Genomic DNA, 21783 nt, shown 5'->3' on the forward strand with positions numbered 1-21783 from the left:
AAGCCGCGGCGCGGAACCGGTCAGGACGCGGCCGGGCTGGGCGTGGCGTCCGGCTCGGTCGATGACTCGGTGGAGGGCTGCGGCGTGGGCGCCGCCGACGCCTCGGCGTGCGGGTCGAGCTCGGGGTCGGGGGTCGGGAGCGGCTGCTGGCCCGCGGTGGTGCCGACGCCCCGGTCGCAGGCGGAGCCGAACTCAGGGGTGAAGGTCGGGTTCTGCTTGTACTTCTTGATGTACGCGGGGAGCCGGGGGTCGTCGGCGCCGTTGAGGACGAGCTGGTGGTTCCACGAGCTGACCATGACGTCGGCCTTCAGCCCCTCGTACGGGCTGAGCAGCATGAAGTCGCTCGACGCGAGGGTCTTCAGCTTGTCCACGTCGGCCTTGGGCAGGCTCGGGCGGTAGGTGATCCACACGGCCCCGTGTTCGAGCGAGTGCACGCCGTGCTCGCTGTGGATCGGCTGGTCGTAGATGCCGCAGTTCTGCCAGTAGTAGTTGTGCGGGCCGCCCGTCGGGGGCGTCTCCTTGTACGCGACCTTGTCCCAGGTGTGCTCCGACCCCTTGTAGGCGAAGGTCTGCACGCCGTCCAGCGACTTCTGCGACCGGTCGTTGATCACGTAGAACCCGACGAGGCCGACGAGCACGACGATGACCAGGCCGCCGATGCCCCACATGAGCAGCCCGGCGCGCCGCTCCTTACGCTTCTGCTCCGCCCTCATGCGGGCGAGGTGCTCGCGCCGCGCCTGCGCCTTTTCCTTGCTCATCGGTCCTCCAGCGACTGGTCACCAAACTCCCCGCATTGCGTATGGAGAATAGTGGGTTCGTCCGTATAGATGACGTTCGCACGATGGCCCTTTCCGGCCATGAGGCCAGTAGCCTGGGTGGCGATGAGCACCGAGACCGTTCCCTCCGCCGCCGAGCCCATCGGCGAGGTGGCGGCGCCTCCTCGGCGGGGCGCCCTCCTGGTCGTCCTGATCGCCCTCGTGGTCGCGGCGGCCGCGTTCCTCCTGCTGGTCGTGGCACGGCCGGGGACGCCCGGCGACACCTCTCCCGAGGCCGGGTTCGCCCGGGACATGGCCGTCCATCACGCGCAGGCGGTCGAGATGGCGTTCGCGGTGCGCGACGCGAGCACCGACGGCCCGATCCGCAATTTGGCGTACGACATCATCACCACGCAGTCCACCCAGCGCGGGATCTTCATGGGCTGGCTGCAGCAGTGGGGCCTCGACCAGGCGTCCGACCGTCCGCCGATGGCGTGGATGGCCGGTCACGGCCACGGCGGCCCGAGCACGGGCGCGGCCACCGGGACGCAGGGCGTGATGCCGGGGATGGCCACGCCCGAGGAGATGGACCGGCTGCGTGCCGCCAAGGGGCGGGACGCCGAGATCCTCTTCCTCCAGTTGATGATCCGTCATCACGAGGGCGGCGTGGACATGGCCAGGGGCGCGGTGCGACTGTCGGACCGCACCGAGGTCCGCGAGCTGGCCCAGCACATCGTCGACGGCCAGACCGCCGAGATCACGTTGATGAAGGGCTTCCTCCAGGCGCGCGGTGGGCAGCCGCTCCCGTCGATCCTCACCCCGTGAACTGGCTTCCGGTGCGCACCCCCTCAATCGCACCGTGTCCTAGTGCGCGGAAACGCGCCTGCCAGGGCAACATGAGGGGAAGTGTCCGGAGGAGAGGCGAACATTGATTGACGAGCCGGAGAGCCGCCTTGAGGTGACCATCTCACCTGAGGTGGAGGCGGGGCAGTACGCCAATTTCGCCTCGGTGTGGCACACCCGTGATGGGTTCATCCTGGATTTCGCAGTGATCACCCGGCCCCCGGCCATGGCGGACGACCCGCAGTCGGGCACGCAGTACGTGAGCGTGCCGACGCGGATCGTCAGCCGGGTCCGGATCCCTCCCGCCCAGGTCTTCGAGCTGATGAAGGCGCTGGAGCAGCAGCTGACCGCGTTCGAGAAGGAGACCGGTCACAAGCTCTGAGCCGCCCTTCCCGGACGACAGGTGCCCGGCCGGCGTGCCGGGCACCGCGTACGCCGGCCGGAGCTGTCGGACGCCTCTCTCAGGCGTGCATCTCGGCGGCGAGGGCGGCCGCGAAGGCGTCCACGTCGGCCTCGGTGGTGTCGAAGGCGCACATCCAGCGGACCTCGACCCGGCCGCCGCCGACCTGCTCGTTCCAGTTGTAGAAGCGGTAGCGCTTGCGCAGCCGGTCCGCCGCGTCGGCGGGCAGGATCGCGAACACCGCGTTCGCCTCGACCGGCCGTGGCACCTCCACGCCGGGGATCTCGCGCACGGCGCTCGCCAGCCGGGCCGCCATCGTGTTCGCCTGGCGGGCGTTGCGCAGCCACAGGTCGCCCGCGAGGAGCGCCTCGAACTGCACCGAGACGAACCGCATCTTGGAGGCGAGCTGCATGCTGGTCTTCCGGAGGTACGGCAGGCCGCGCACGGCCGCGGGGTTGAGGACGACCACCGCCTCCCCCAGCAGCAGGCCGATCTTGGTGCCGCCGAACGAGAGCACGTCCACCCCCGCGTCGGTGGTGAGCGCGCGCAGCGGCACGTCCAGGGCGGCCGCCGCGTTCGTGATGCGGGAGCCGTCCAGGTGGACGATCATGCCCAGCTCGTGGGCGTGGTCGCAGATCGCCTTGATCTCGGCGGGCGTGTAAAGCGTGCCCAGCTCGGTGGCGTTGGAGATCGAGACGACCCGCGGCTGCGCCCGGTGCACGTCGCCGAAGCCCCACGCCTGCCGGTCGATCAGCTCCGGCGTGAGCTTGCCGTCCGGGGTCGGCACCGTCAGCAGCTTGAGCCCGCCGGTCACCTCGGGCGCGCCGCCCTCGTCGGTGTTGATGTGCGCGCTCTCCGCGCACACCACGGCCTCCCAGGGGGCGCACATCGAGCGCAGCGAGATGACGTTGGCCGCCGTGCCGTTGAAGACCGGCCACGCCTCCGCCCGCTCGCCGAAGTGCCCGCGGAAGATCTCCTGAATCGCCTCCGTGTAGACGTCGTCGCCGTAGGAGATCTGGTGACCTCCGTTCGCGAGGGCGACGGCCTCCAGGATCTCGGGATGCACGCCCGCGTAGTTGTCGCTCGCGAACGTCTTGATCTCGGGATCGTGCCGCCGAACGGCATCCGTGGTCACGGAAGCTCCCCCATGTTTCTCGTCGTGATAGTCCAGCCGGGCCCCGGGCCGGTCTCTCGGCCCGGCACCCGGGTCACCGCTCAGCTCGCCGTGAGGTCGATCCGCTGCCCGTTGACCTCCTCGGGGCGGCGGTCCCACAGGTCGGAGACGGCCTGAGCCAGGGTAGCGACGTCGGTGTACCCCTTGAACGGCCGCTCCGGGCTGGCCGCCCGCATCGCGTCGTTGACCAGGGCCATCACCACCAGGATCGTCGCCGCGGACGCCGTGCCCTTCAGAGCGTCGGCGAACGCGAGGGTCCACGCCTCCGCGGCGGCCTTCGCCGTCGCGTACGCCGCGTTGCCCTGGGTGGGCTTCTGCGCCGCCTTGGCCGAGACGATCACGAACCGGCCGTCCTCGCTGGCCCGCAGCAGCGGCTCGAACGCGAGCGAGACGTGCTGGAGCGTGCGGACCAGCAGGTCGTGCAGCAGGTCCCAGTCGGCGAGCGAGGTCTCGGCGAAGGTCTTGGACCCGCGCCAGCCGCCGACGAGGTGGACGATGCCGTCCACCCGGCCGTGCTCCTCACCGATCCGCTCGGCCAGGTCGCGTACGGCCTGCTCGTCGAGCAGGTCGACCGGGAGGCAGCCGTCGGCTCCGGTCCGGTCGACGCCGATCACCGTGTCGCCGAGCTCCTCGAACCGGCGGACGACGGCCTGCCCGGCGGGTCCCGCCGCACCGGCGACAAGGATCACTCTGCTCATCGATCACTCACTCTCTCGCGTACGGCTCGTGTGGCTGGACGGGGTCACGCCCTGATCCCACGAGTGGACTCGACGACATCGGTGAGCTTACGGCGCAGCGCCTCGTAGAACATGCTCAGGGGGAACTCGTCCGACAGGACGGCGTCCACGACGGCCTTGGGGAAGCCCTCGACCGGCAGCGCGTCCGCGCCCTTGTGCCAGACCGAGGCCGGGTGCGGCTCGACGTAGGCGGCCACGAGCTGGTGCGCGGCGAGCCAGTGGGCGAGCTTGGCCCGGTCGATGCCGTCGCGGTAGAGCTTCTCGACCTCGCCGCGCAGGTCGGCGATGCCGTCGGCGATGCGCTCCCAGTCGACGGTGAGCCGGTTGTCGGTCCAGCGCACGATGTCGTTCCGGTGCAGGTACGCGAAGAGGAGCTGGCCGCCGAGCCCGTCGTAGTTGCGCACCCGGTCACCGGTGATCGGGAAGCGGAACAGCCGGTCGAACAGGATCGCGTACTGGACGTACTTGGCCTGCGGAACGCCGGCCTCCTCCAGCTTCACCGCCTCGCCGAACGCCGTCAGGTCGCAGCGCAGCTCCTCCAGGGCGTACAGCCAGTACGGCATCCGCTGCTTGATCATGAAGGGGTCGAACGGCAGGTCGCCGTGGCTGTGCGTCCGGTCGTGGATCAGGTCCCACATCACGAACGTGTCCTGGGCGAGCTGCTGGGAGGCGATCAGCCGGGCCGCGTCCGGCGGCAGGGCCAGCTTCAGCGTCGCGGCCGCGGCGCCGCTGACGACGCGGAACCGGGCGGCCTCGCGGTCGCAGAAGATGCCGCCCCAGGTGAACGCGGGCGGCGTCCGCCGCACGGCGACGGTCTCGGGGAACAGCACCGCGGAGTTGGTGTCGTAGCCCGAGGTGAAGTCCACGAACGCGATCGGGACGAACATCGGGTTGTCGTAGCCGCCGCGCTCCAGCTCGGCCAGCCACTCCGGCCAGACGGTGCGGATCCAGACGGCCTCGATGTTGCGGTCCAGGTTGCCGTTCTGGGTGTACATCGGGAAGACGACGAGGTGCTCCAGCCCGTCCACCCGCTGGGTGTCGGGGTGGAAGGCGTCGAGGGAGTCGAGGAAGTCGGGCACGCCGAGCCCGTCGGCCACCCACTTGCGGAAGTCGGCGACGACCGCGTCCAGGTACGCGCGGTCGTGCGGGAAGCGCGGCGCGAGCCGTACGACGTGGTCCACGATGTCGCCGACGAGCGCGACGGCGCGGTCGCGGTCGCCGGTCACGGAGCCGTCCTTGGCCTGGAGGCCGCGCAGTTCCTCGACGGCCGCCTTGAGCCCGGCGAACACCCGGACGTACTCCTCCTCCTGGGCGTCCTGCGCGCCGGCCACGTGGGAGGCGCGCTCCCCGGCGGCGTCGGCGGGGTCGCGGGCGACCCAGGTGACGAGGTTCTCCCAGAGGCGCTCGTGGTCGTAGTCGCCGATCGAGTCGTCGCCGAAGAGGTCGGAGTCGGCGAGGACGACGATCCGGCCCCGGCCGTGCCGTACGGCGAGGGCGAGGGGGCGGCGGGCGGGGTCGGCGGTGCCCGAGGTCGCGAAGAGCACGGTCGCGCCGTCCGGCGGGACGAGCGTGCCGGAGCGGTAGAAGCAGGCCTGGCGGGCGCCGGCGAGCAGGTCCTGCGCGGGGGCGGCGTCCGTACCCGCGGCCGCGGCGCCGGGCACGACGGCGGTCTGCGGAGCGCCGAGGACCCAGGTCGCGACCTTGTTGTGGCAGTTGGCCGGGTCCTGGACGGTGAGGTGCTCCACGCCGACGCCGAAGCGGGCCAGCAGCTCGGTCAGGTTGCTCCCGTACTTCTCCTGCTCGCACTCGGCCAGCACGATCAGCCCGCCACCGTCGGCGACGTACGCCTCGATCGCGTCCAGCTCCTCGACCGGGAAGACGGGGCTGCCCAGGCCGGTGGTCCGCTCCCACAGCTCCGCCGACGGGTGCGCGACGACGAAGACGTCGTGGGCGCTCAGCAATGACGGCGTGATCGGTCCTTCGGTGTGGGCGGCGACCGCGTGGCCGAGCGCGCGCAGCGCTCCCGCCGCCCTGGCGTAGCTGTTGTCGTCAGGATGCGCCGGGTTCATGGCCTCAGCGACGTCGCGCCGGATGGTCCATGCCTCGCTGTGTGCCTCGTCAAACAGGATCGAGGGGAACGTCGTCATGAAATATCTCCCGATTCAGGACCTATCTACAGGAAAATATACACATAGGACAGCCTGTTACCACAAGTCCCCCAAGCGGTGGATGGCGAATCAGCCCGGCGGCGGACGTGCGCCCGCACGCGGGCCGCCTAGGGTCCAGCGCGATCGGAGAACGATCGGAAGGCCCCAATGTGAGGAAAATCCCATGCTCAGGAACACGACCAGGTTCAGGCGCGTCGCCACCGGCACGCTGCTGATCGTCGCCCCGCTGCTGCAGCTCGTCGCCGTGATCGTCGACCCCGGCACCTGGGGCGACGACCGGGAGGCGGTCAGCTACGGCGACAACCCGGCCCTCGCCCAGCTCCAGTCCGCGCTCTACCACTGGAGCTGGCTGCTGATGGCCGTCGCGGCCGTCGGCATTCTGCACTTCGTCCGGCGCCGCGCCGTGGCGTTCGGCCACATCACCGGCGTGGTGACCGTCCTCGGCTACATGAACCTCTCGTCCCTGCTGATGACGGACCCGGTCGAGTGGTGGCTCGGGCAGCGCTACCCGCCGGAGCAGGCGCAGCGCATGCTCGACGAGATCATGGGCCTGCCCCACTCCACCTTCGGGTTCATGCTGCCGGGGATGATCGGGATCGCCGCGCTGCCCCTGCTGCTGACCGCCGTGTGGCGGGCCGGGGCGGTCCACTGGTGGGTGCCGGCCGCGGTGGCGGTCGGCTACGTCGTCTCGTTCCCCGTGCCGTACAGCCCGCTCACGATCCTCTTCTGGACGCTGCCCGTCGTCGCCCTCGGCGCGTTCGGCGTCAAGGTGCTCCGGATGGGCGACGGCGCGTGGGCCGCCTACTACCCCGCCGCCCCCGGCCTCACCACGCCCGACTCGTACGCGAAGACGACCGCCTGAGCGCGGTCGCGGAGGTTCAGCTTCATGAGCACCCGCGCCACATGGGTCTTCACCGTGGCCTCACCCACGAAGAGTTCCCCGGCGATCTCGGCGTTGGTGAGGCCGCGGGCGAGCGTCCGGAGCACCTCCAGCTCGCGCGGCGTCAGCTCGGCGAGCTGCGGCGGGCGGACCGGTTCGTGCCGTCCCGCGAAGGACGCGATCACGCGCGTGGTCACCGCGGGGTCGAGCAGCCCGTCGCCTGCGGCCACCACCCTGATGGCCTCGACGAGCTGCTCCGGCGGCGACACCTTCAGCAGGAAGCCGCTCGTCCCGGCGCGCAGCGCGGCGTACAGGTTCTCGTCGGTGTCGAACGTCGTCAGCATGACGATCTTCGGCGGGTGCGGGGCGTCGAGCAGCTGCCTGGCCGCGGTCAGGCCGTCCATGCGGGGCATCGAGATGTCCATGAGGACGACGTCCGGCCGGCACCGCCGGACCACGGCGACCGCCTCCACACCGTCGGCGGCCTCGCCGACGACCTCCATGCCGGGCTCGCTCTCCACGACCATGCGCAGCCCCACGCGGATCATGGCCTGGTCGTCGGCGACGACGACGCGGATCGGGGACGCCTCGCTCATCACGCGTGCTCGCTCATGGGGACTCCTTGGGACAGGGGAAGCTGGGCGTTGACCTGGAAGCCGCCCTCAGGCAGCGGCCCGGCCTCGATCGAGCCACCGAACAGCTCGGCCCGCTCGCGCATGCCGATGAGTCCGTTGCCGGTGGACAGCCCGGCCGCGGACGGGCCCGGCGTGCCGTTGTCGGCGATCCGCAGCTCCACGACGTCGTCGCGATAACCGATCGTGATCCGCACATCGGCGTCGCCCGCGTACTTCACCGCGTTCGTCAGCGCCTCCTGCACGATCCGGTACGCGGACAGGTCGAGGCCGGGCGGGAGCCGTACCGGCTCGCCCTCGACGGCGAGGTGGACCCGCACGCCGGACGACCCGAGCGTGGCGATGAGGTTGCCCACCATGTCCAGACCCGGCTGGGGCAGCGCCTCGTCCTGCGGCATCCGGAGCGCGCCGAGCATGATGCGCAGCTCCTCGACGGCCTCCCGGCCGGCCTGCTCGATGCCCGACAGGATCTCGTTGTCGCCCCCCAGGCCGCGGCGCAGCACACCGGCCTGCATGACCATCATGCTCACGCTGTGCGCGACCACGTCGTGCAGCTCCCTGGCGATGCGGGTGCGCTCGGCGGCGACCGCCTCCGCGGCCCGGCGCTCGCGCTCCAGCTCCAGGCGGGCCGCCCGCTCGGCCATCCGCTGCGCGTGCGTCTGGTAGCCGCGCAGCGCCAGCCCGGTCAGGTACGCGGAGCCGAAGACGACGGTGAGGAAGATGACCTCGTCGAGCGGCAGCGGACGGTGGTCCACCGCCCCCGAGTCGAAGATGAGGATGCCTGCGATCACCCACGACGCCCCCGGCTTCGGCGGCAGCTTCGCGCCGATCGTGTGGAAGACGATGAGCAGCGAGGCGAGCTGCCACACGGGACAGCCCTCGTTGCCCTGCCGGTGCCAGGCGTACTGCGCGAGCAGCATCAGGATGAAGACCGCCACCGGGAACCTACGACGGTAGAGGACCAGCACGCCGGTGACGACCGCCTGGGCCACCCACCAGAACTGCGGGTTCTGCGCCGACCCGTAGGACGTCGCGACCGTCATCGCCTCGAGCGTGCCGAGGGTGATCACGGCGGCGCCGATCAGCACGTCCACCAAAGGGAGTGATCGGAAATGACGGGTCAGGGAGGTCATGACGCGCACATTAATATGCCGCTCCGGAGAGCGGCACCGTCCCGACCGGGGCGTCAATCAGACGACAAGTGGATGACAAGTGAGCGCGCGACCCGGCGCCGGTATCAAGTGGATGTCGGTCACCGTACCGGCTCTTGAACATCACTCTCCGCGCTGGGACTCTTGGACTGTTCCCACCGGGTCGTAGGAGGCGGCGATGCCTTCCCTGCACTCCCTCATTGCGGGGCTGGGCGCCCTCGGCCTGCTCTCGCTGCCATTCCACCCCCACCCCAGCGGCTCCACCGACCGGGTCACTCCCGGTGTCGTACGGGTCGAGTCCACCTCACACGTGTCGATCACCCTGCTCGACGACCGCAGCGTCATCCAGCAGGCCGTCCGCGAGTACGACATCGACCTGGCCGAGGGCAGCGGGTTCACCGTCACCCCTGACGGCGTGGTCGTCACCGCGACCGGCGTGGTGCAGGCGAGCCGCGACCCCCGGATCTACGCCGCGAACCGGATCTTCTCCGAATACTTCAAGGTCAAGGTCCCGGCGGACTTCTCCCGGCACACCCTCGACGACCCCGACCTCAACCGGCGATTACAGGCCTGCTATCCCCCGCAGGGACAGAACTCGACCTGCATCGCGACGGTCACCACCGACGTCACCGTCTTCCCCTATCTCGATCCCCCGCTGCCGGACGGGCTGCCCGCCCAGATCCTCACCACCGGCGCCTCCCCCGCCGCCCCCGCCGTACTGAAGGTCACCAAGGGCGGCGAGAAGCAGACCCTCCCCACCGTGCCGGTGGGCGTCTCGCTCGGCCCGTCCGTCGTCGCCCTCGACGTGATCTCGTTCGCCGGCCGCCCGTCGGCCAAGCAGCCCGCCAAGGCCGATACCGCCCACCTGGACCCGCCGGGCACCCGCACGTTCAAGCAGGAGGACCGCGACAAGCTCGCGAAGCTGCTCAAGAACGGCGCGACCGGCGGCGCGCTCATCGACGACGAGAAGAGCGAGGTCGTCGGACTGCTGGCCGGCGACTCCGGCACGCCGCTGACGATCACACCGGTGGACGAGATCCGCACCTCCCTGGTCGCCGCCGGCGTCACACCGCGCCGCGGTCCGGTGGACGTCGTGTACGAGAGCGCGCTGGCGTCCTACCACAACAAGCTGTACGCCGAAGCGGTCCCGGTGCTGCTCCAGGTGCTCAACCTGCGGCCGGACCAGGCGGTCGCGCTCGACCACCTCAAGGTCGCCAGAGCCAAGACGGGGACCGCCGAGGACGCGGGCGCCCGGGCCACGGCCTCGCCGGTGGCCGTGGCGAAGAAGTCCTCGGCGATCTCGCCGCTGCTCTGGCTGGGCGGCGGAGCGGCGGTCGTGATCGTGATCGCGGCGGGAGCCGTACTGGCCCTGGCCCGCCGTCGGCGGCGGCGATCCGGCGTGGAAGGCGGGAGCGCCGCCGAGCACGCGCACGATCCGGCCCCCGACGGGGTGGCCTCCGGGCCGGCGGTCCCCTCCTGGCCGCCCGCCGCGACCCAGGTGTTCGAGGCCGCGCCGTACGAGGCTCCTGCCTCCCCCGAGCGGGACGTCACCAGGGAAGCCGGGGCGGCCGCTCCGGCAGCCGCCGCGCCGCCCGCGCCGGACCCCTCGCCGCCGCGCGGGCAGGCGCAGCTCAAGTTCTGCACGCAGTGCGGGATGCGGCTCGGGCCGGGCCACCGGTTCTGCGGCTTCTGCGGACATCCGGCGGACCCGCGATGAGCGAGGGAGCGCAGACGCCGTCCGGGCTGGTCGGCCGCACGCTGGGCGACTACACGATCGAGGCCGTCGTCGGACGCGGCGGCATGGCGACCGTGTACCGCGCGCGCGACCGGCGGCTCGGCCGCGCCGTCGCACTGAAGATCCTCGCCCCGCAGCTCACCCACGACCACCGGTTCCGCGAGCGGTTCGTCCGCGAGTCCCGGATGGTCGCGAGCATCGACCACCCGAACATCATCCCGATCTACGAGGCGGGCGAGCGGGACGAGCTGCTGTTCATCGCCATGCGGTACGTCGAGGGCAGCGACCTGCGCCGCCTCCTGCTGTCGGCCGGGCCGCTGCCGGTGGCGCGGGCGTACCGGCTGTTCGCGCAGATCGCCTCGGCGCTGGACGCGGCGCACGCCGACGGGCTGGTCCACCGCGACGTGAAACCGGCCAACATCCTGGTGGCGGACGGCGACCACGTCTACCTCACCGACTTCGGGCTCACCAAGAGCTCGTCGGCGGAGGCGGGGCTGACCAGCCACGGCCACTTCATGGGCACGCCCCGCTACGTCGCCCCGGAGCAGATCCGCGGCCTGCCCGTGGACGGGCGCAGCGACCTGTACGCCTTCGCCTGCGTGGCGTACGAGGCGCTCACCGGGCTGCCGCCGTTCCAGCGGGACAGCGAGCTGGCGCTGCTGTACGCGCACGTCTCGCACGAGCCGCCGCCGGTCACGCCGTACCGGCCGGACCTGCCGCACGCGGTCAACCACGTCATGGCGCGGGCGCTGGCCAAGTCACCGGACGAGCGCTACCCGACCTGCCAGGCGTTCGTCGCCGCGTTGCGCGACGCGATCAGCGGGCACGGCGCGGAGATCGGCGGCGGCGCGCCATCTCCGGTGACGCTTTCCCTGCCGCACCCCGGCGGGCGTCCCGCGCCGGTTCCGGGAGCGGGGCCGGCCGGATCCGGCACTCCCACGTCGTATCCCCCGACGCCCGCTCCGGCCTCGAATCCCCCGGGGTACGCCGCGTCATCGGGTCCGACCTCGAATCCGCCCGGGTACGGCGCGCCGTCCGGACCGACCTCGTACCCCCCGGCCCCCGGGCGCGCCACGCCCCGGACGCCGGAGCCTCCCCGTTCCCCTGAGGCGACGGTCGTGGGCGCCGGGCGACGTCGGCGGCTGCCACTCGGGCCGCTGATCGGCGGCTGTGCCGTACTGGTGTCCGTCGTGGTGGCGGCCGTGCTGATCCTCACCCGGGGCGGCGATACGGCGGCGACCTGGAACACCTATCCCGGATCCGTCGCGGCGCCCTTCACGATCGCCTACCCCTCGACCTGGGGGACCGCGAAGACCAACGGCGACCAGTGGATGATCGCCACACCCGCGACCGACGACTTCAACGCCCTGTTCGCCATCCCGGGGAACACCGACTGGTCCAAGGTCAACCCGGTCATCAACGGGCAGCCGGAGCGCGCCTCGGGGATCTTCGCCCAGGTCAACAACGCGCTGAGCACGTCGGACTCCCCCGTGGAGCTCCAGCAGAGCCTGCCGTCCGCGCTGCCCGGCACCGTCGCCTTCACCGGCGCTCCGATGGCGGCCACGGTAGGAGGCCGCCCCGCCGTCAAGCTGTCCGGCGTGGCGGGCGACCCCGGGCAGGGCGGCCGCCTCGACTTCTCCGCCTACGTCGTACGGCAGGGCTCCGGAGAGTCGTCGGTGTTGATCACGTTCTTCTGCACGAAGTGCGACCCCGACCTGATCGACCACATGATCAACACCGTGCGGTTCACCTCCTAGCAACGCCTGGCGCGGGGCATCGTCGAGCGGGCCGCCTACCGGGCCGCCGTCAGCATCGGCATCCGGCTGCCCGCCGGCCCTCGCCACCCAGCCACGACGCCTGAAGCGCCGTCGTTACCAGCCGGTCACATCCGCGTTGACTAGCCATCTGACACAGTCTATGTTGACTGACACAGGCGCCTATGGAGGCGACGCATGAGACAGGTGACTTTTGCCGGTCCGGCACCGCAGCCGGCGCGCAGGCCCGGCCCGGACCGGCATCTGCGCGACCACGGTGGCGACGCCCGGCCGGGTGCTCCGGCCGGCCGCGCCGCACTTCGCCACTCCGATGATCGACACGTCCATACGCGTGTCGAACACCAAGACCGAACCGGGCTGGGCGCCGGTGGCTCTGCCCACCTATCGCCAGGGCGTACGAGCCCCCACGGAGCCGAGCTGACAGCAGTGCGCTGATTGGCAACCCGAATCGAAATGGAAGAAGTCATGACCACGGACATGAACGCCGGCCGGATCGAACAGCTCGAACGCAAGCTCGCAGAATTGGAGGACCGGGAATCCATTCGCGACGTGCTGTACCGCTATGCGCGCGCGGCGGACCGGTGCGACCTCGAATTGTTCAAGTCCTGCTACCACTCTGACGGCATCGACATACACTGGTTTTTCAACGGAAACGCGCACGAGTTCGCAGAGTACGTGGTGCCGCTACTGGCGGAGGTTTCTAACTCCCAGCACTCGATCACGAATCCGATCATCAAACTCGACGGTGATCGCGCGTTTGTCGAGAGCCAATGGTATGTGCTGCACCACATTCCGATGGAGGACGGCTCGGGCGATTTCATCGATCAGCAGTTGGAGGGCCGCTACGTCGACGTATTCGAAAAGCGCGACGGGCTGTGGCGGATCCTGCACCGGCAGACCGTTGTCGAGTCCGGCCGCGAGTTCGTCGTCCCGAAGAGCACCGACGTGCCGCAAGATCACGTATCGGTGGGACAGCGCGCTCCCCACGACCTCGTCTACGCGGGAATGGCGATTCTCGACGTGCCGATCATCCCGATCAACGGGGCTGACCTGTGGGGCGCCGCCCGTGCTCGCCATGCTCACGCAGCCGGGCAGTGATCATCAACACCGGCTCCATAGCGGGGTTCGACGCACCTCCGGGAATGGCGGCTCACGTCGCGTCCAAATCCGGTCTGGCCGGGATGACATTGACCGCGGCGCGCGATCTCGCGCCCACGCTGATTCGCGTGGTCACCGTCGCCCCGGGAATGTTCGACACCCCGATGTTCGGCCGGCTTCCGGAGTTCGCGCAACGAAAGGCGCTGTCCGGTGCACAGCATCCGTATCGTCTCGGCGCCCCCGCCGAGTTCGCGAACCTGGTCGCGCACGTGATTCAGAATCCAATGATCAACGGTGAAACCATCAGAATCGACGGCGCCTCCCGTTTAGGTGGTCATGCGCACAGCTGACCACGCCGCGCTCCCGCCAATGTGAACGTCCCCGTTCTCGGTGGTTTCTCGTCCCAAGGCGCGATCCCGAGGGTTCCCCGTCCCCGGGATCGCGGATGCCCCTGATGGCAGGGGCAGCCTGGTTACCTACTGGAGAGCGGGAACCGACGGCTTGTCGTCGGTCCAGCCGACCTGGAGCACGGTCTCGGTCCAGGTCTTGTCCAGGAACGGCTTGCCGTTGATCGTGGACGTCAGACTCTCGGCCAGCAGCAGCATCGCGTCGGTGTCGACGATCAGCTCGGTCGTGGACGCGATCGTGCCGGCCTTCTGGCGGGTCCGCCCGTGGTCGACGGACAGGCCCTCGCCGGTCCTACCCTGGGAGTCCTTGCTCGCCCCCAGGGAGCGGACGCCGGGCATCGTCGGCAGCGCCTTGTACGCGGAGGCCCGGACCTCCTTCGGCGCCGGAAGGTCGCGCAGCAGGGTGGTCAGCGCCTGGGTCACGTAACCGTCGACGGCGTCCGCGTTCACCTTGGCGGCGCGCGCGGCCTTCTCGAGCCAGGTCTTCAACCCCGCCGCGTCCGCGGGCAACTTCTGGAGCTGCTCATAGGACAGCCGCTGCCCGGCCAGCGAGAACGTGGCCGGGGCCTTCACGGGAAAGACTCCGCCTTTGTCCGGCTCGCTGGACAGCGACACGGTCGAGCCGTTCACCGCGCGCTTCCACGTGGCCGGGGAGCCGTCGCGACGCCACGCCTCCTCGTCCGCCGCGCTCTTGGGGTGGACCCCCAGGTTCCGCTGCCCCACCCAGACCTTGCCATCGGGCGAGGTCCACATCTCAATGACTCGTTGCTGCTCCAGCCGGTAGCGGTTCGTCCCCTTCCCGAACTGCCAGGGGAAGGTGGCCGTCCGCAGCATCTTGGTATGCCAGTAAGCGCCTTGCGCGGGAGCCGTCGCCGACCGGGTGGCGGCGGTGAGCCGCAGGTTCAGCGTGTCCGCCGAGACCGGCAGGGCCATGGCGCCCACGGTGGCCAGGCCGAGCCCGAGCGCGATCAGCGACCGGGCGGGGGTGGTCACGAACTTCATCTGGTTCCTCCGGAACGTCCGATTGTGTGCCCCCTAATACGGCTGGACCGCCTGACGGGTTGCCCGCGTACGCCCCGAGGTTCCGGACAAGGCGCGGGCTCGTTGCCGCTTTCCTCCCGGGATTCGCGGTTCCAGGAAACGTGGGGGGTCGTCCACTGATGTGGGCAACGCGTGGGAAGCCCCGTACGTATTAGGGGTCATGGAACTGGACGAACCGGCGTGAGCAGCGCCGAAGACGACGAGTTCGCCGCGTTCGTGGCCGCCCGCGGCACGAGTCTGCTGCGGGTCGCCTACCTCACGAGCGGCGACGAGGGGGAGGCCGAAGACCTGCTGCAGACGGCGCTGGAGCGCGCATATCGGAACTGGGATCGGGTGCGGTACGACAATCCCGAGCCCTACGTCCGCCGCATCATCGTCAACACCTCCATCGACCGTGCCCGGCGCCGGGCGATCCTGCGGATCATCCCGATGCACACCCCTCCCGAGCCGTCGCCGTACGAGACAGACGTCGACCTGCGCCACGTGCTGATGGACACCCTGCGTGCCCTGCCTCCCCGGCAGCGCGCGGTGATCGTCCTGCGCTACTGGGAGGACCTCAGCGAGGCGCAGACCGCGGAGATCCTCGGCTGCTCGGCAGGCACGGTGAAAAGCCAGGCATCGAAAGCGCTCGCCAGACTCCGCACGGCCCTCGGCGGGCGATCATCGGAAGGAATGATCAGGAATGTCCATGCCTGAAGACGACATCCGCCAGATCATGGCGGACGAGACCGCGCGGCTGTACGCCCCGCCGGACCTGGTGAACCGGGTCATCCGCTCCACACGCCGCAAGAAGACGAACCGAATCAGGCTCGCCACGCTGGCCACCGCGGTTGCCGTCGCGGGCGTCGCCGCCCCCGCGTACCTGATCCTCAGCCCGGGCTCCGCCTCCCTGCAGGGATCCGGGGCCGGCGCGCCCGGCGCCGTCTCCGCGACCTCGCAGCCGGACACCACCGATCAGGCCGCGCAGGAGCCCCCCGCCATCGTCGTCCCCGCCGACGACGATCCCGCGCGGGAGGAACGTGATCTCGGGGACCTGGGCGACGGGAAGGCCTTCGGACACGTAAGGGTGGGCTACCTGCCCGACGGCCTGCAGTGGTCCCACTGGTCGCTGGACTTCGGCGACAAGTACACGACCGCGTGGAACTACGACGGCGACGAGAAGGGCTTCTACTGCGTCCAGATCTACGTCTATGAAGGCCAGGCCGTCCAGGCGGCCGACACGCGCCTGCGGGCCTACCGCGAGGAGGGGAAGGGCGCGGAGGTGACCATCGGCGACCGGACCGGCTACCTGATCACCCAGTGGGTCGGCGAGGACGGCGGGAAGGGCACCCCGACCCTCATCCTGAACATGGGCGAGAGGCGACGGGCCGAGATCATGTTCAGCCCTGTCTACGCCAAGAAGTTCACCGGCGCCAAGGCGATCGACGCCGAACTGAAGAAGATCGCCGAAGGGCTCACCGCCGACGACTGAATCCGCTCGTCACGCGCGCCCACGCATCCCCCGCCCCTCGGCCGGCAACCCGATACGGCGATCCGGTCACGGGGCGGGGGCCAGGTCCCGGCCTTGACCGCCCAGATGGGGCACTTGCCGACTTGCAAGACTTTCTGCATGCCCTGATCAAGGGAGCTGAAAGCGCCCGGTCGTTTCCTGAACGCGCACCGCAGGGAAGCACCCCGTCAGGAGATCACCATGAAGCGCACCACGCTCGGCCTGGCCGCCGCCGCGATCGCCGGCCTCTCCCTCACCGTCCCCGCCGCGATCCTCGCCGCGCCCGCGTCCGCCGCCGCCCCCGACCCCGGTCCCGAGACCTGCCTTCAGGGCTACGTGTGGCGGGAGGCGCGCCCCTCGGACCTGGTCTGCGTCACGCCCGAGGTGCGCACCCGGACCGCTCAGGAGAACCGCACCAAAGCCGCCCGCTGGACAAACGGCGCGTACGGCCCGCACACCTGCCTGACCGGTTTGGTCTGGCGCGAGGCGTTCACCGGAGACGACGTCTGCGTCTCTCCCGAGCTCCGCGACGAGACGCTGGACGCCAACAAGACCTCCTCCGACCGCAAGGTCCTGGCCCGCCTCTGGATCAGCACGTACCGGCCGAACGGGCCGGGGACCATCCCGCGCATCCAGGTCAACGGCGACCACTACAACTTCGGCACCGTCTCGATCGTCTTCCGCTACACCAACGGGCAGATCCACAAGAGCGGTTACGTGAAGGCCGTCGCCAACGCCGATTACGCCGGGGGAAGCTTCGGCAAGAAGCTCGACCTCCTCGACTGCTCCGGGTCCAAGAAGCCGAACGGCTATGTCCAGGCGTACGACCTGAAGTCCGGCCGCGCGTCGGCGCGCGTCCCGGTCAACGTCGGGTGCGCCACCTACTGACGGCTCCGACGCACGTCCCCTGTCCCCCGCGACGGCCGCCGTCCGGGCGCAGCGGGCCGACGGCCATCGACAGCGTGGTGGTCTTGCCGACGCCCTCCTTACATCCCTTGCCGGGCAGCGTCGATCTCCCATCACGCCACGCGCTGCAGCCGCCCTGCCACATTTCGGTAATGGTCCTCCTGGAGACGGGTGATCGCCAGGACGACCGCGACGGCCAGGGCGGCCGCGCCAATGGAGAGCGCGTTGCCGACGATGTCGAAAACGGCCGCATTCCGTAAGTCCGGCAGCTCCTCGACATTCACGTATTTGCGGCCCACCAGTTTTGTGACCCACGCGGTGACCAGCCACGCCAGCCACCAGGCCCAGATCAGGCCGGAACGGCGGGCGGTCGCGAAGTTTCCGGTCTCCGCCAGGGCGCCAGTGTTTGAAGACGTCCAGATGTCATCAACGATTTGCTTCGGGAACCACCAGCTGACGATGGGGACGAACCATCCGAAGATCAGCCATGGTCTGGCGCGTCGATGCGGCCACGGGCTCAGCACCTCCGCGTTCGTCCGGGCGCGAAACAGCCAGATCAGGAACATGACAGCTGTGGCGACATAGACGATGATCTCCACCAGGCCGGACCCGGCACTAAGCGCGTCGCTGGCCTCGACCTCGCTCATGGAGACGGAGTCGCTGTCGGCCAGCATCCTGTCGATGAGAATGGCCCTTTGCGCGCTTATGACGGACGCGATCACGCTCACCAGAGAATCGACGGCCAGCATCACGACGGCCGCCCTCCCCAGGCCACGTATCGGCCGCAGAGGCGTAGGCGATTCGGTGGGATGCATGAGACTCCTCGAAACAGGGCGAGGAGTCATCTTCTAATGCCGGCGCAGGGCACCATTGTTCACGTTTCCCACTTGGAATTGATCCGTGATCACGCCGGGACCGGTGAATGCCCGCCCCAGTTCGCAAAGCAATGGATTCTCCTCGGACCGTCACCCGCGTCTTCGCCCGCCACTGGCCCCACGCTCCGAACCCCTGGCCTCGGACTCGACCGTGGGCGGCAAGATCAGCGCTCGGCTACTTGCTCCAGCGCGTCACCGAGGATGATGATTCGAGACTGTCCAGCCACACCCCGAGGCGCCCCAGGACCTTGGCGGCGATCGGGGGCGAGAGAAGGGACAGTCCGCGCACGCGGCGAGATCCCGGCCCGCCATGTCTGACCTCCGATTCGTCGCCTCGTCATGAAGTGCTTACATTGGCTGTATAGTCGATTACGATACTTTTGCGACACCCGGGTAGCCGCAGTTCTGTAGCTTTCCCCCAAAGAGGCGCCCAAGGAGGAGCGTGTTCCACTCACTTAGGTCGAGGACATCCCTGTGCGGTACGACCAGGACCTGAGCTTGGAACACGTCGACGGCCATCTGATGCAATGGCGTCACCCAGTGGAGCGCGGGAGTCCCGCGAAAGCGTGACCGGGCATGGATAACGCGGAGTAGTGCCCTCTCAAAGGTTGCCGAGGCCGTGGTCATGGCAGTTTCGGCCGCACGGCTCCACCGCCCAGGCGACGCTCACGCTTCAGCGGTTTTCGTCGCGATGAGCCGCCCGGGGGCCCTGTCCTGCGTGAGTTATCTCCTTTTCCTCGTGACGCCCGGACACGGATAAAGGGACCGAACTTTCCCACGCGGCCGCCAGGATCTCTCTTTCCCCCGTACCAGGAGACCGATGTCTTTCGCTTCGCCGATCTTCCTCTGGTTCTTCATGCCGGTCACGCTCACTGCATACTTGCTGCTCCCCGGCCGGTGGCGTAACGCATTGGTGGCCGTGGTCAGCCTGGTCTTCTATACTTGGGGTGCGGGCGCCTACACAGGTCTCCTGTTATCCGCCATCGCGGTGAACTACGCCGTCGGCATCGCGATCGACTCCGATCGGCTACGGGAACGCTCCCGATTACGCCTGTATCTACTGATCACGACCGTGCTGTGGAATCTGACGATCCTGGCCGTCTGGAAATACGCCGGATTCGCCAGTCATCAGATCGATGCGCTGTCGAGCGCACTGGGACTGGGACACACCCCGATCATCAGTCTCGCCCTGCCGATCGGCATCTCCTTCTACACCTTTCACCATCTGTCCTATGTGGTGGACGTCTATCGGCGCAGCCGGCCCGCGCAGAAGAGCCCGGTTCAGTTCGTGACCTATATCGCGATGTTCCCGCAGCTCGTGGCCGGACCGATCGTCCGCTACCACGAGATCTCCGAGCAACTCGCCGACACCCGCCGCAGGAAACTGGACGACCTGGCCGTGGGCTTTCCCCGCTTCGCCCTCGGGCTGGCCAAGAAGGTGATCGTGGCGGATTCGATCGCACCGATCGCGGATGCGGCCTTCGCTCATCCGGGCGGGCAGATGACCACGGCGACAGCGTGGCTCGGGGCGCTCGCCTACACCATCCAGATCTACTTCGACTTCTCCGGATACTCGGACATGGCCATCGGCCTCGGCGTCATGCTCGGGTTCCGGCTACCGGACAACTTCGACCGCCCGTACTCGGCATACTCCATCACCGACTTCTGGCGCCGTTGGCACATGTCGCTGTCCCGCTGGTTCCGCGATTACGTGTACATCCCTCTTGGCGGGAACCGCGGAGGCCGGTTGGCCACCTACCGGAACCTGTGCATCATCTTCATACTCTGCGGCTTCTGGCACGGCGCCGACTGGACGTTCCTCACCTGGGGCCTTTATCACGGCGCCCTGCTCGTATTCGAGCGTGCATCCGGATTCGACCGGATGCCGGGGAACGTCATCGTCCTGGTCGCGCGCCGGGCGGCGACCTTCCTCCTGGTGGTGGTCGGGTGGGTGTTCTTCCGGGCGGAGAACATGACGGAGGCCGTGCACATGCTCGGTGCGATGTTCAGCTGGCAGCCGGGCGCTCCCGATGAGTTCGTCGTGTTCGCGCTCGACCATCAGCGGTCCCTCATCCTTGTCCTCGCACTGACCGTCGTACTGCTCCCCTCCTCGTTCTCGCTCGGCCGGTTGGTCGAGTCCGGACGGGGGCCCGCAGCGAAAGCGGCGCGGGCGGTGATGACGTGGGTGGCGGCCCCGTACGCCGGGGTGCTGGTCGCCGCCGGCACGTTCAGCCCGTTCCTCTACTACCAGTTTTGAAAGAGATGACAGATGACGTCGACCGACAGCACGCGGCGCCGCGAGGACGCCGGCTTTCGCCGGGTACGCGGCCGACGTGCGGCCGCCGTTCTCGCTGCGGGGCTGCTCTTCTTCAGCCCCATGGTGGCGTTCGCCGCAGGCGAGCGGGCCATCGAACTGGAGAATCGGAAACTCCCCGACTTCCCGGACCTCGCCGAGGGGTGGGCGTTCATCCCCAAGCTCGAATCCTGGGCGATCGCCCATCTGCCGCTGCGGCAGCACGCGGTGAGCGGGAACGCCGCGCTTTCCCAACTGCTCTTCCAGCAGCCTCCGACGTACCACACCGGCAGAGAACCGACGTACCCGCGAGTGATCGAAGGCCGGGACGGGTGGCTCTACTTCGGGGACGACGTGGCCGAGGCGTGCCGGCCGGAGTGGTCGATCGACGAGACGCTGGACCGTGTCCGCCGCCTCGCGAGAATGGTCCGGAAGTCCGGCAAGAGGTTCCTGTTCACTGTGGCTCCCGACAAGACCACCATCCATCCTGAGCATCTGCCGGAGCGGTTCCTCGGCAAGGACTGCCTGGAGAGGCGGAAGCGGGAGTTCTGGGCCGCGCTGGCACACGCCGATCTGGACGGGTACATCGATCTCCGCTCGGCCCTGCTGAAATTACGGAACGAGGCAGGGAAACCGGTCTACTGGAGTACCGACAGCCATTGGAACGATCGCTCCTCCGCCCTGTACGGCATGCTGCTCGCCGAGGCCGTCCAACCGGGTCTCACCGAAAGCAACGATCTCGCCCGAACGGGAAGCCAGACCAGGACGGGAGATCTCGGCCCGCTATTGGGCACCCCTCGGGAGGAGATCGTCGAGCAGTGGAGTCTGAAGCGGGAAGGGGTCCGCCAGCTCAGGTGGGACGACAGCGGGACGCCCCTGTGGTTCAGGGTCACCAACACCTCTGGGAAGGCGCCGCTGTTCACACCGAGGACCATCCTCATCGGCGACTCGTTCACCCGAACCTCCGTCCCATGGACCACGCCGTACTTCGCGGATCTGACTGTTATGCGTAGCGACGCGCCGGCCAGGGCGGGAGCACGGCAGGTGGCCGATCAGATCGCGGCGAGCGACGTGGTGGTGTTCGAGATGGTGGAGCGCTATTTCGTCGGGGGCCACGGCGAGATGCTGGACGACGCCACGCTCCAGGCCGTTGAGAAGGCACTGCAGGAAGGAGCTCGGTAGAGGTACCCGCGCGACGCCAACCCGGCGACGTCGCCGCGCTCTTCGGCTGTTCGGTCCGCGCTTGGGCCGCCTCACAGGAGATGCCACGTGGCCAAGCACGCCCACAGCGCGCAGTGAGGGTTTTGAAGGGGCGTTCGCCATTTCCGGGATCAGCGCGACCACACACCGAGCCCTCGCCGAAACAGCGGAGCTACTCTTCTGGCGCTATCTCGTTGCGAACGCTATCGGCAAAGCGGCATCGC

The 21783-nt window shown here is 69.2% G+C and carries 21 protein-coding genes; 13 read left to right on the plus strand and 8 right to left on the minus strand.

The window, feature by feature from the left end; translation table 11 throughout:
• Positions 1-20: 20 nt before the first annotated feature.
• A complete protein-coding gene (locus ACQP1V_RS31435) occupies positions 21-758 on the minus strand; it encodes a DUF3105 domain-containing protein (protein WP_433413608.1) in 738 nt (245 codons plus the stop codon).
• Positions 759-881: 123 nt separating this feature from the next.
• Here ACQP1V_RS31435 and ACQP1V_RS31440 point away from each other — a divergent pair, with 123 nt between their 5' ends.
• On the plus strand, positions 882-1580 hold the full coding sequence (locus ACQP1V_RS31440; protein WP_433413609.1) for a DUF305 domain-containing protein: 699 nt from the start codon (positions 882-884) through the stop codon (positions 1578-1580).
• Positions 1581-1683: 103 nt separating this feature from the next.
• Positions 1684-1980: a DUF3467 domain-containing protein gene (locus tag ACQP1V_RS31445; protein ID WP_067127876.1), complete on the plus strand. Its 297-nt coding sequence runs from the start codon at positions 1684-1686 to the stop codon at positions 1978-1980.
• Positions 1981-2059: 79 nt separating this feature from the next.
• On the opposite strand, the gene ACQP1V_RS31450 is transcribed toward ACQP1V_RS31445, so the two are convergent.
• The 3 genes from ACQP1V_RS31450 to ACQP1V_RS31460 form a co-directional block, all read right to left on the minus strand.
• Positions 2060-3133 (minus strand): threonine aldolase family protein, encoded by a 1074-nt coding sequence (locus ACQP1V_RS31450; RefSeq protein WP_067127873.1) that lies wholly within the window; start codon positions 3131-3133, stop codon positions 2060-2062.
• Positions 3134-3213: 80 nt separating this feature from the next.
• Entirely contained in the window at positions 3214-3870 is a 657-nt protein-coding gene (locus ACQP1V_RS31455; protein ID WP_387408610.1) for an SDR family NAD(P)-dependent oxidoreductase, read from the minus strand.
• 44 nt (positions 3871-3914) lie between these two features.
• A complete protein-coding gene (locus ACQP1V_RS31460; RefSeq protein WP_433413610.1) occupies positions 3915-6056 on the minus strand; it encodes a DUF6421 family protein in 2142 nt (713 codons plus the stop codon).
• A gap of 184 nt (positions 6057-6240) precedes the next feature.
• Between ACQP1V_RS31460 and ACQP1V_RS31465 the strand changes: the two genes are divergently transcribed.
• The gene (locus ACQP1V_RS31465) at positions 6241-6939 is read left to right on the plus strand and encodes a hypothetical protein (protein ID WP_433413611.1); all 699 of its coding nucleotides are present in this window, start codon (positions 6241-6243) and stop codon (positions 6937-6939) included.
• Here ACQP1V_RS31465 and ACQP1V_RS31470 read toward each other — a convergent pair.
• Together ACQP1V_RS31470 and ACQP1V_RS31475 are read right to left on the minus strand one after the other, a co-directional pair.
• Positions 6882-7553 carry a response regulator gene (locus ACQP1V_RS31470; RefSeq protein WP_433413612.1) on the minus strand — a complete coding sequence of 224 codons (672 nt, stop codon included), beginning with the start codon at positions 7551-7553 and terminating at the stop codon, positions 6882-6884. The genes ACQP1V_RS31465 and ACQP1V_RS31470 overlap by 58 nt on opposite strands.
• Positions 7553-8722 (minus strand): sensor histidine kinase, encoded by a 1170-nt coding sequence (locus ACQP1V_RS31475; RefSeq protein WP_433413613.1) that lies wholly within the window; start codon positions 8720-8722, stop codon positions 7553-7555. The genes ACQP1V_RS31470 and ACQP1V_RS31475 overlap by 1 nt, the downstream gene beginning before the upstream one ends.
• A gap of 196 nt (positions 8723-8918) precedes the next feature.
• Between ACQP1V_RS31475 and ACQP1V_RS31480 the strand changes: the two genes are divergently transcribed.
• The 5 genes from ACQP1V_RS31480 to ACQP1V_RS31500 all read left to right on the plus strand — a co-directional run bounded on the left by ACQP1V_RS31480 (position 8919) and on the right by ACQP1V_RS31500 (position 13698).
• Positions 8919-10457, plus strand: a complete 1539-nt coding sequence (locus tag ACQP1V_RS31480) for a zinc ribbon domain-containing protein (RefSeq protein WP_433413614.1) — start codon at positions 8919-8921, stop codon at positions 10455-10457.
• Positions 10454-12232: a protein kinase domain-containing protein gene (locus ACQP1V_RS31485; RefSeq protein ID WP_433413615.1), complete on the plus strand. Its 1779-nt coding sequence runs from the start codon at positions 10454-10456 to the stop codon at positions 12230-12232. The genes ACQP1V_RS31480 and ACQP1V_RS31485 overlap by 4 nt, the downstream gene beginning before the upstream one ends.
• Positions 12233-12443: 211 nt before the next feature.
• Positions 12444-12671 carry a hypothetical protein gene (locus ACQP1V_RS31490; RefSeq protein WP_433413617.1) on the plus strand — a complete coding sequence of 76 codons (228 nt, stop codon included), beginning with the start codon at positions 12444-12446 and terminating at the stop codon, positions 12669-12671.
• Positions 12672-12715: 44 nt separating this feature from the next.
• Positions 12716-13348 carry a nuclear transport factor 2 family protein gene (locus tag ACQP1V_RS31495; protein ID WP_433413618.1) on the plus strand — a complete coding sequence of 211 codons (633 nt, stop codon included), beginning with the start codon at positions 12716-12718 and terminating at the stop codon, positions 13346-13348.
• Positions 13345-13698 carry an SDR family oxidoreductase gene (locus ACQP1V_RS31500; protein ID WP_433413619.1) on the plus strand — a complete coding sequence of 118 codons (354 nt, stop codon included), beginning with the start codon at positions 13345-13347 and terminating at the stop codon, positions 13696-13698. Before ACQP1V_RS31495 ends, ACQP1V_RS31500 begins: the two co-directional genes overlap by 4 nt.
• Positions 13699-13824: 126 nt before the next feature.
• Here the strand turns inward: ACQP1V_RS31500 and ACQP1V_RS31505 are convergent, their stop codons facing one another.
• Complete coding sequence (locus tag ACQP1V_RS31505) at positions 13825-14757, minus strand: hypothetical protein (RefSeq protein WP_433413620.1); 933 nt, start codon at positions 14755-14757, stop codon at positions 13825-13827.
• A gap of 219 nt (positions 14758-14976) precedes the next feature.
• Here ACQP1V_RS31505 and ACQP1V_RS31510 point away from each other — a divergent pair, with 219 nt between their 5' ends.
• The 3 genes from ACQP1V_RS31510 to ACQP1V_RS31520 all read left to right on the plus strand — a co-directional run bounded on the left by ACQP1V_RS31510 (position 14977) and on the right by ACQP1V_RS31520 (position 17173).
• Positions 14977-15492: a SigE family RNA polymerase sigma factor gene (locus tag ACQP1V_RS31510; protein ID WP_433413621.1), complete on the plus strand. Its 516-nt coding sequence runs from the start codon at positions 14977-14979 to the stop codon at positions 15490-15492.
• The gene (locus ACQP1V_RS31515; protein WP_433413622.1) at positions 15485-16267 is read left to right on the plus strand and encodes a hypothetical protein; all 783 of its coding nucleotides are present in this window, start codon (positions 15485-15487) and stop codon (positions 16265-16267) included. The genes ACQP1V_RS31510 and ACQP1V_RS31515 overlap by 8 nt, the downstream gene beginning before the upstream one ends.
• A 219-nt stretch (positions 16268-16486) precedes the next feature.
• Positions 16487-17173, plus strand: a complete 687-nt coding sequence (locus ACQP1V_RS31520; RefSeq protein WP_433413623.1) for a hypothetical protein — start codon at positions 16487-16489, stop codon at positions 17171-17173.
• 131 nt (positions 17174-17304) lie between these two features.
• On the opposite strand, the gene ACQP1V_RS31525 is transcribed toward ACQP1V_RS31520, so the two are convergent.
• Positions 17305-18006 (minus strand): DUF4328 domain-containing protein, encoded by a 702-nt coding sequence (locus tag ACQP1V_RS31525; protein ID WP_433413624.1) that lies wholly within the window; start codon positions 18004-18006, stop codon positions 17305-17307.
• A gap of 880 nt (positions 18007-18886) precedes the next feature.
• Here ACQP1V_RS31525 and ACQP1V_RS31530 point away from each other — a divergent pair.
• Positions 18887-20323 carry an MBOAT family O-acyltransferase gene (locus ACQP1V_RS31530; protein WP_433413625.1) on the plus strand — a complete coding sequence of 479 codons (1437 nt, stop codon included), beginning with the start codon at positions 18887-18889 and terminating at the stop codon, positions 20321-20323.
• Between the two features lie 12 nt (positions 20324-20335).
• The gene (locus ACQP1V_RS31535; protein WP_433413626.1) at positions 20336-21541 is read left to right on the plus strand and encodes an alginate O-acetyltransferase AlgX-related protein; all 1206 of its coding nucleotides are present in this window, start codon (positions 20336-20338) and stop codon (positions 21539-21541) included.
• Positions 21542-21783 lie beyond the last annotated feature (242 nt).

Origin of the sequence: Microtetraspora malaysiensis, assembly GCF_050947145.1 — a bacterium.
In the GTDB taxonomy this organism is placed as follows: Bacteria; Actinomycetota; Actinomycetes; order Streptosporangiales; family Streptosporangiaceae; genus Microtetraspora_A; species Microtetraspora_A malaysiensis.

Excerpts from the sequence above, each read along its gene's own strand:
- ACQP1V_RS31435 (WP_433413608.1), bottom strand. The coding sequence starts at position 758 with ATGAGCAAGGAAAAGGCGCAGGCGCGGCGCGAGCACCTCGCCCGCATG.
- ACQP1V_RS31440 (WP_433413609.1), top strand. The coding sequence starts at position 882 with ATGAGCACCGAGACCGTTCCCTCCGCCGCCGAGCCCATCGGCGAGGTG.
- ACQP1V_RS31455 (WP_387408610.1), bottom strand. The coding sequence starts at position 3,870 with ATGAGCAGAGTGATCCTTGTCGCCGGTGCGGCGGGACCCGCCGGGCAG.
- ACQP1V_RS31460 (WP_433413610.1), bottom strand. The coding sequence starts at position 6,056 with ATGACGACGTTCCCCTCGATCCTGTTTGACGAGGCACACAGCGAGGCA.
- ACQP1V_RS31465 (WP_433413611.1), top strand. The coding sequence starts at position 6,241 with ATGCTCAGGAACACGACCAGGTTCAGGCGCGTCGCCACCGGCACGCTG.
- ACQP1V_RS31470 (WP_433413612.1), bottom strand. The coding sequence starts at position 7,553 with ATGAGCGAGGCGTCCCCGATCCGCGTCGTCGTCGCCGACGACCAGGCC.
- ACQP1V_RS31475 (WP_433413613.1), bottom strand. The coding sequence starts at position 8,722 with ATGACCTCCCTGACCCGTCATTTCCGATCACTCCCTTTGGTGGACGTG.
- ACQP1V_RS31480 (WP_433413614.1), top strand. The coding sequence starts at position 8,919 with ATGCCTTCCCTGCACTCCCTCATTGCGGGGCTGGGCGCCCTCGGCCTG.
- ACQP1V_RS31485 (WP_433413615.1), top strand. The coding sequence starts at position 10,454 with ATGAGCGAGGGAGCGCAGACGCCGTCCGGGCTGGTCGGCCGCACGCTG.
- ACQP1V_RS31495 (WP_433413618.1), top strand. The coding sequence starts at position 12,716 with ATGACCACGGACATGAACGCCGGCCGGATCGAACAGCTCGAACGCAAG.
- ACQP1V_RS31505 (WP_433413620.1), bottom strand. The coding sequence starts at position 14,757 with ATGAAGTTCGTGACCACCCCCGCCCGGTCGCTGATCGCGCTCGGGCTC.
- ACQP1V_RS31515 (WP_433413622.1), top strand. The coding sequence starts at position 15,485 with ATGCCTGAAGACGACATCCGCCAGATCATGGCGGACGAGACCGCGCGG.
- ACQP1V_RS31520 (WP_433413623.1), top strand. The coding sequence starts at position 16,487 with ATGAAGCGCACCACGCTCGGCCTGGCCGCCGCCGCGATCGCCGGCCTC.
- ACQP1V_RS31525 (WP_433413624.1), bottom strand. The coding sequence starts at position 18,006 with ATGCATCCCACCGAATCGCCTACGCCTCTGCGGCCGATACGTGGCCTG.
- ACQP1V_RS31530 (WP_433413625.1), top strand. The coding sequence starts at position 18,887 with ATGTCTTTCGCTTCGCCGATCTTCCTCTGGTTCTTCATGCCGGTCACG.
- ACQP1V_RS31535 (WP_433413626.1), top strand. The coding sequence starts at position 20,336 with ATGACGTCGACCGACAGCACGCGGCGCCGCGAGGACGCCGGCTTTCGC.